Here is an 8,040-nt window from a genome sequence, read left to right as displayed (position 1 = left end):
TTAAAGCGGAATTTATCAAATCCACACAAAAAAAAAAAAAAAAACAAAAAAAAAAAAAAAAAAAATAAAAAATAAAAAAAAAAAAAAATAAAAAAAAAAAAAAAAAAAAAAACAAAAAAAAAAAAAAAAAAAAAAAAAAAAAAAAAAAAAAAAAAAAAAAAAAAAAAAAAAAAAAAAAAATAAACCTAATAAATATATTTTTTTTTTTTTTTTTTTTTGAAAAAAAGTAGGTGAAAAATATTATGTGATTATAATAAAAAAAAAAAAAAAAAAATTTTAAAAAAAAAAAAAAAAAATTTTAAAAAAAAAAAAAAAAAAAAAAAAAAAAAAAAAAAAAAAAAAAAAACGAAAAATCGTGCTAAAAAATCGCTAAAAATTATCAAAAAATCTCTTACTCAAAAATGCAAAAAAATATTGCGAAAAAATTGTGAAAAAATATTGACATTGTTTTTTTTTTTTTTGGATTTTGTGGATTTTTTGGATTCTTTTTGATTTTTGTGATTTTTGTGGGAAGTTTTTGGATTTTGTTGATTTTGGATTTTATGGATTTTTGTCGGGAGGATTTTTTTGTGGGTTTTTTTGATTTTGGATTTTTTGATTTTATTGTTTTGGATTTTTGATTTTGTTGATTTTTTATGATTTTATGATTTTGCGTTGTTTTGTTTTTGTTTATAGCGTTTGCATTTAGGAATGTCTTTTGCTTTATTATGTAAATCTTTATTTAAAAGAATCTTGGAATTTTTTAAGATTCTTAAAATATCTTAAGAGTATTAAAATCCAAAATCCTGCCAAAATCTAAAGCCAAATTTTTCTAAAAAAGCGTAAAGATTTTGACATATCAAAAAGCGGAGAATCTCGTGCGTGCCTACACTAAAAAAACCCAAAAACACATTTTAAAATGCGCTATGACATACATTATAAATAGAGTTGTGCCTTGTGTCGCTTTGTATTTGTTGCGATTTGTTGCTAGCAAAAATGCGCTTTTGATAGGGTTTGTGGCATTGTTTATATTCGCTTTTAGCGGTTGTTCGGGCAATTTTGTGCAAATGCAGTATTCATCAGCCAAAGAGCATAATTATCTTTTTAATCAAAATGCACCTACGATTATCGCGTATAAAAAAGGCGATTTGCTAGCTGCTTCTTATGTGCCATTTGTGATGGAATCTCTAGCCAAAATGGGTTTTACCGCGCTATATACCCAAGAGCAACTCCCGCGCAAAAAAGCTAGAAATATCGTATTTATAAGCCTTGCCAAACTCACCACCACTACGCCTACTTCAACCGTATCGTATATGCCTTCAAAAATGATAGACCAGTCCTCTTGTATCAATTATGATGGAATCTATTATTGCAGGGAAGAGACTTATCCTATTATCACGGATTATACCGCTAGTTTAGAGGTTAGCTCGGGGTATCATTTTGTGATGGATTGGTATGATTTGCCGACAAAAAAGCGGATTTTCTACATAGATGGCAGTATCGAGGATAGTCCGTGTATATTTGAGGGGATTTATAAAGATTTGATTTATCAGACGATTTCGCGTATCGATATTTCGCGTGGCGAGCTATATAGCTACCCTACCACGCTATCATACTATGACGCTAGTTGCCTACTCGCACAGACAAAAAAGCTCGGCGTAAAAAGATAGAATCAACGCTAGATAAAATCCTAAGTGCGAAATTTTTGCTTGAATTTTATAATGTGGAATTTTTAGCTTTTTTTAATGTGGTTTTTTTGGGCGTGTTTTTTTTGGGTTTTTTTTGTGAAATTTTATAGGGCGGATTTTTTATAGCGTTTTTTTATAGTGTTTTTTATCGTGGATTTTCATAGTGGATTTTTATCGCAAAATCTAAAATGTGAAAAAAATATTTATCGTTTTTTAAAAACCTCATTATAAAGAGAATCTTTTGATAAAAAAAATATTTTTAAATCCAAAAACCATAAAATCTATGCAAAAACTTTGCAAAATATTTAACTATCATTTATTTTTTGCTTATTTTGCGCACATTTTTTACGCATTTTGCTCATTTTGGAATCAAATTTGCAACAAAAGCACAAAAGTTTTGCATAAATTAAGACTTTGTAAAGCCAAAGTTAGCTACAATGCCAAACATTTTCAAAAAATAAGAGGTTACAATGCTAAATAGAAAGCTACTAGAGGAATTTGACGACAACGAAGAATTTGCAAGATTGCTTGAGGAGAGTGAAAGAAACGAGGAAAAAGGACAAATCAAAATCGGCAAAGTCATAGCCGTGCGTGAATATGGTGTTCTTGTCGATGTGGGCGAAAAAGTGGAGGGATTTTTGGGACTTAGCGAGATTGCTGATAAGTCTGGCAATATCAGCCTAAAAGTTGGCGATGATATAGAGGTATTTGTCTCTTCTAGCAGAGGAGAGCGACCAAATATCTCGCACAAAAAAGCTAGCAGGATTAGCAAAATCCAAGCAAAAATCAAAGAGTTGGGAAACAATTTCAAAGATTTTGTGGTTGAAGGCAAAGTCATTAGCAAAAATAAAGGTGGTTTTGTCATAGAATCTGATGGCGTAGAATACTTTATGCCAAAATATGCCGCTGCGTTTAAAGACACGCCAAAAGCGGTGGGGCAAAAAGTGCGAGCGTGCATTATCGATGTGCGTCCTAATGAAAATAGCATCATCATTTCTCGCAAAAGATTTTTTGAAATCGATGATATAAGACAGGCAGAGGGACTAGACAAGCTAAAAGACAAAGATAAAATCTATGATGGCGTTGTCCGCTCTATCACTAGCTTTGGTATGTTTGTCGAAGTAGAGGGGGTAAAAGGGCTAGTGCATTACACAGAGATAAGCCATAGAGGACCTGTAAATCCTGCCAAAATCTACAAAGAGGGGGATAAAGTCTCTGTCAAAATAATCCAACTTGATGAGGACAAAAAGCGACTATCTTTTTCTATCAAAGCCACTAGCCAAGACCCGTGGCAAGAAGTGCAAAAAGAATTGCAAAAAGGCTATACGATTAAGGTTGTTGTTACAAATATCGAGCCTTATGGCGCATTTGTGGATATTGGCAATGATGTCGAGGGCTTTTTGCATATCTCTGAAATCTCTTGGGACAAAGAGATTAAGCACCCTGCAGACTACCTAAAAGTCGGGCAAGAAATCGATGTCGAAATCATCGAAATCGACACCAAAACCCGCCGACTGCGCGTCTCTCTCAAAAACTTACTACCAAAACCATTTACAAACTTTGCAAAAACTCACAAAGTAAATGACACTATCAAAGGCAAAGTCGCCACGATTACAGATTTTGGTGCGTTTATAAGACTAGGCGAAATCGATGGACTTTTGCATAATGAAGATTTCTCTTGGCAAAAAGGCTTAAAATGCAAGGAAAATCTAAAAGTAGGCGATGAAATAGAAGTCTGCATAGTCAAAATCGACACTGCAAATGAGCGCGTAACGCTTAGCAAAAAAGCATTAGAAGAATCCCCAGTGCAAGCGTTTGCCAAATCTCACAAAATCGATGAGATTTTAAAAGGCAAAATCATTGATATAAAAGATTTTGGTGTGTTTATCAAAGTCGATGATATGGACGCGCTAATCAAAAATGAGGACTTATATCCGCTAAAAAAAGAGGAACTAAAAATAGATGATGAAATAGAAGGCGTGCTTTTGTCTATCGACAAAAATACAGGCAGAATCCGCGTGTCAGTCAAAAGGCTAGATAAACAAAAACAAAAAGATGAGCTAAAAGCCTTTAACTCTAGTAGCGCAAACGATGACAAAATGACGCTAGGGGATAAACTAAAAAACAAAATAGGCACGCCAAAATAGGCACACAAAGATAAAATCTAAAATCTTAAATGGATTTTAGATTTTATGAAAATCTTTTAAGCGTGTTTTGTGTGTTTTTAGTGCTTTTTTTTGGTATTTTTTCGTGCTTTTGAGGTAGCGCAATCACAAAAAGCTAAAGGGGATAACAATGAAAGGTAGATATATCTTAGGTGGGATTGCTGTGGTGGGAGCTATCATAGGTGGCTCTCTAGCGTGGCTATCTCACTACAAAGATACCCTAGCAAAAAATGGCATTGTGCTAAAATTTTTCAACGAAGCACCGATTGCAAAATCCCCTGAAGATACTTCTGAGCATTGGTTTGATAATGCAAAAAATTTTAGAAAATCCTATACCTACCCTGCGCAAGAATTTGAAGTGTTTGTAGATTTTATAAACCCTGAAATCCCTCCCGTGCCTCAAAAACTGCTCATAACCGCGATAAACCCCTACTATCTAGCCTGTCTAAATGAAGTGCTAAAAGCGCAAAATATCCATTTTGCATACAGCAAAAATCACAACTCAACAGACATCATCATCTACCTCCCAAAAGAGCATAAAAAAGCGACAAATCTCATACAGGAATTGCGCTATTATGAGATTCCATTTACTTATCAATAGCGCATAAACCATAAAATCTATCCAAACTAAAATCCACAAAAAAGCAAAATCAAAATCTAAATCCAAAAGGAGATTCTACAATGTCAAACAAATACAAAATCGCCGTATGCGACCATATCCACGAAAAGGGCTTGCAACTGCTATCAAGCCAAAGCGACATAGAAATGCTAAATCTAGCAAACTTGCCAAAAGATGAACTACTAAAAAATCTTAGCGAAGTAGAAGTGGCTATTACTCGAAGCTCCACAGGCGTTGGCGAGGCGTTTTTAAGCAATGTGCCAAACCTAAAAGCCATCGTGCGCGCGGGCGTGGGCGTGGATAATGTCGATATAGAAGCCTGCTCTTATAAAGGCATAGTAGTGATGAATGTCCCCACAGCAAACACAATCGCAGCCGTAGAACTCACAATGACGCATATCCTAAGTGCGATTCGCAATTTCCCAAGCGCAAATCATCAGCTAAAAATAGAGCGCAAATGGAAGCGCGAGGATTGGTATGGCACAGAGCTAAAAGGTAAAAAAGTTGGAATCATAGGTTTTGGCAATATCGGCTCGCGAGTGGGTATCCGCACAAAATCCTTTGAAGCAGAAGTGATTGCTTATGACCCATATATCTTGCCATCAAAAGCCACAGATTTGGGAATCAAATACACAAAAGATTTTGATGAGATTTTATCTTGTGATATTATCACAATCCACACGCCCAAAAATGCCGAAACAAAAAATATGATAACCTCCAAAGAAATCGCAAAAATGAAAGATGGCGTGGTGCTGATAAACTGCGCTAGAGGCGGGCTATATAACGAAGATGATTTATACGCAGGGTGTGAGAGTGGCAAAATCCGCTGGGCTAGCATAGATGTGTTTGACAAAGAGCCCGGGACTTCGTGCAAGTTGCTAGATTTACCAAATGTGTATGTAACGCCACATATCGGCGCAAATACCATAGAATCCCAAGAGCAAATCGCTATCCAAGCAGCCCAAGCCGCTATGCAAGCGGCAAGAGGCGCAGCATATCCAAACGCACTAAATCTCCCAGTAAAAGGCGGAAATGTCCCTGATTTTGCTTCCTGCTATGCAGAGCTAATGCAAAAAATGGGATTTTTGATAGCCCAAATCGACAAAGGCGCAATCACTTCGCTAAAAATCACTACTCAAGGCGAGATTAGTAGCCATATTGACGCACTAGAGACTTACGCAATCGTAGGCGCGCTAAAACCCTCGCTTGATAATAAAATCAACTATGTAAATGCCCCTTTTATCGCTAAAGAGCGGGGCATAGAAGTCCTAAAATCCACAAAAGAAGCCTCCACTTCTTACAAAAACCTTATCACACTCACAGCTAGCACGAGCAAAGGTAGCCTAAGTGTGAGCGGGACGGTGTTTGAGGATAAAATCGTCCGCCTTAGCGAGATTGATGGGTTTGAGATTTTGTTTGAACCAAAGGGGCGAATGCTATTTTTCAAAAACACTGATGTCCCCGGCGTAGTGGGAAGCGTAGGGCAAATACTTGGCAATCACAAAATCAATATCGGGGATTTTCGTATGGCAAGAAATGCCAAAGGCGAAGCACTCGCCGTAATCCTAATCGATGAGGAAGCCCCAAAAGCCGTAATGGAAGAAATCGCTAAAATCCCTGCGTGCATATCGCTAAACACCGCAGTAATATAAACAAATCAAGCAATAAAGCAAATGGAGGGGGCAAGTGGTAGCAAGTGAAAAAAAAAGAGTGGTAAAAAAGCACCAAAAAAGAAGTCTTAAAAACGCAAGGCAAAAGCATAAAATAATCAAAATCTATTAAACAAATTGTCCGTAATTTGTCGCAACAAAACGGGGTTTTCCTCTACTAGATTTAGATTTTTTATTGTTTGGATTTTATTTTTGTTTAGATTTTGCCCCGCAAAAACTAAACAAAAAAGTCAAAATAAGCGCAACAGAATTTAACCAAAAATGCAACCAAATCAAACCGCATATAAAAATCATCAAAAAATTAGCAAAATTTAACAAAAAAACTGCCAAAAAGCTAGCAAAAAAAAAGAATAAAAAAACTTGCAGAAATGCTAAACCGAAGCTAAAAAAGATAAGTCAAAATCCCCTCCTTAATTTGCCCCCCTTTTTTTCAATATTTTTTACATAACACCAAAAGATTTTATTAGAAATAAAATCCTAGCGTAACAGCGATTTGATGTTGCCAGCCTGCGCGAGCAGAACCAATGATTTTTGGATTTTGAGAGGAAGCATCTAGACCTACGCTAAGAGGCAAGACAGGAATATCAAAGTTGATTCCATAGTTTATCGCTGCGGTGTCCTCATAGCCGATTTTATCAAAGCGGGAGTAGCTCCCACCGATATATGGCGTAAGTCGCAAGATATTATACCCTATCACACCGCCTGCTTGCAGATTTCCAAATCCGCTAACATTATCTTTGCCAAAAACATAGTTATACTTTACCATCGGTGCAAATGTAAGCCCTTTGCCACCCATCCATACTCGCGCATAGCCACCTAGCAAAAATGCGTTATTTAGCACGCTTCCATCGTGGGCATTTACCCCCGCACTCACACCAAAATCAGGATTTATTTTAAAGCTCCCGATACCAATCGCACTTGCATTTGTGCTAAGCACACCAGCTAGCACTGCGCTACAAGCGAGCGTCTTTGCCATTGTTTTTGTAGCGTTTTTTGCGCATTTTTGCGCGTATTTTTGTAAATCTAGTAATCTCATTTTGTCTCCTTTGGATATAGATTTGGCGAATTATACCAAAGCAACATTTAACGCAAAAATAATGTAACTTTAATTGTTTTTAATCTTTGTTGCTTTGCATTGTCTTGCATTATGTTATGTTTTTGCGTTTGAATTATTTTTACTTTCACGCTCATTGCCACTTATTTAATTTCTGTTTTTTTTTTTTTTTGTAGAGTTAAATTTTAATTTTTGCAAAAAGGAATGCGACAATGCAAAATTAATGATAAACAGATTCAATGCAAAGGTTGCAAAGAATCTAAAGCGCAAAACGAGTTTTACCTCATAGATGGTGGGCTTAAAATTGAGGAGATAGAAAATTTACGATTTGGAATATGTAAAGAATGTATGAAAATATACAATGAAAAAAATCATAAAAAACAGACAGACAATTACAAATACCTTGATTGGCAGTGTATTAGTTGCTATTTTGTCGCCAAACTTGAAAAAACCGCAAAGCGCATTGATAACGGTATGTTTAACACAAATTCAAAACGAGATACTATCAAAAATATGCGGTATCTTTTAGGCAAGAATGATAGCTTTGAACACAAAAGCGAACAACATAAAAAGATTTTTGACATATTGCAAAACGCAAATACACAAACAGACTTACAAAAAGCTATCCAAGAAATATTAGCAGAGGATTATGAGACTTTCGCACAATTCCAACAAAAACAAGGAGGAAAACAATGAAATCAACAAAAATAATAGCAAAAATAGGTTTGGTATGGTTGCTTGGACTATGTCTCAATATATGCGATGCGAGACAAATAACCTATTGTGATATTTATTCAAGGCTCAATTTAACTTAAGCGGTTGATTTCTTATCATTTTTAGTAAGATTTTATACAAATCTTGCTTT

Annotated in this window: 6 protein-coding genes; 5 read left to right on the top strand and 1 reads right to left on the bottom strand. The window is 35.5% G+C overall.

What is annotated here, in order from left to right:
- The first annotated feature begins 830 nt into the window (after positions 1-830).
- The 4 genes from ACWIX0_RS12250 (at position 831) to serA (ending at position 6,103) form a co-directional block, all read left to right on the top strand.
- A complete protein-coding gene (locus ACWIX0_RS12250) occupies positions 831-1,649 on the top strand; it encodes a hypothetical protein (RefSeq protein ID WP_454174271.1) in 819 nt (272 codons plus the stop codon).
- A 488-nt stretch (positions 1,650-2,137) separates the two neighbouring features.
- Positions 2,138-3,814 carry a 30S ribosomal protein S1 gene (locus tag ACWIX0_RS12245; protein ID WP_454174270.1) on the top strand — a complete coding sequence of 559 codons (1,677 nt, stop codon included), beginning with the start codon at positions 2,138-2,140 and terminating at the stop codon, positions 3,812-3,814.
- 148 nt (positions 3,815-3,962) lie between these two features.
- Positions 3,963-4,433, top strand: a complete 471-nt coding sequence (locus ACWIX0_RS12240; protein WP_454174269.1) for a hypothetical protein — start codon at positions 3,963-3,965, stop codon at positions 4,431-4,433.
- Positions 4,434-4,513: 80 nt separating this feature from the next.
- Positions 4,514-6,103, top strand: a complete 1,590-nt coding sequence (gene serA / locus ACWIX0_RS12235; RefSeq protein WP_454174268.1) for a phosphoglycerate dehydrogenase — start codon at positions 4,514-4,516, stop codon at positions 6,101-6,103.
- A gap of 481 nt (positions 6,104-6,584) precedes the next feature.
- On the opposite strand, the gene ACWIX0_RS12230 is transcribed toward serA, so the two are convergent.
- The gene (locus tag ACWIX0_RS12230; RefSeq protein WP_454174267.1) at positions 6,585-7,157 is read right to left on the bottom strand and encodes a hypothetical protein; all 573 of its coding nucleotides are present in this window, start codon (positions 7,155-7,157) and stop codon (positions 6,585-6,587) included.
- Between the two features lie 222 nt (positions 7,158-7,379).
- On the opposite strand from ACWIX0_RS12230, the gene ACWIX0_RS12225 reads away from it, so the two are divergent.
- The gene (locus tag ACWIX0_RS12225; protein WP_454174266.1) at positions 7,380-7,871 is read left to right on the top strand and encodes a hypothetical protein; all 492 of its coding nucleotides are present in this window, start codon (positions 7,380-7,382) and stop codon (positions 7,869-7,871) included.
- Positions 7,872-8,040: the final 169 nt, after the last annotated feature.

This window comes from Helicobacter sp. T3_23-1059 (assembly GCF_053654515.1).
This window is presented reverse-complemented; position numbering and strand designations above follow the sequence as displayed.

Bases quoted from the DNA above. Each gene is read 5' to 3' on its own strand.
- ACWIX0_RS12245 (WP_454174270.1), top strand. From the start codon at position 2,138: ATGCTAAATAGAAAGCTACTAGAGGAATTTGACGACAACGAAGAATTT.
- ACWIX0_RS12240 (WP_454174269.1), top strand. From the start codon at position 3,963: ATGAAAGGTAGATATATCTTAGGTGGGATTGCTGTGGTGGGAGCTATC.
- serA (WP_454174268.1), top strand. From the start codon at position 4,514: ATGTCAAACAAATACAAAATCGCCGTATGCGACCATATCCACGAAAAG.
- ACWIX0_RS12230 (WP_454174267.1), bottom strand. From the start codon at position 7,157: ATGAGATTACTAGATTTACAAAAATACGCGCAAAAATGCGCAAAAAAC.
- ACWIX0_RS12225 (WP_454174266.1), top strand. From the start codon at position 7,380: ATGCGACAATGCAAAATTAATGATAAACAGATTCAATGCAAAGGTTGC.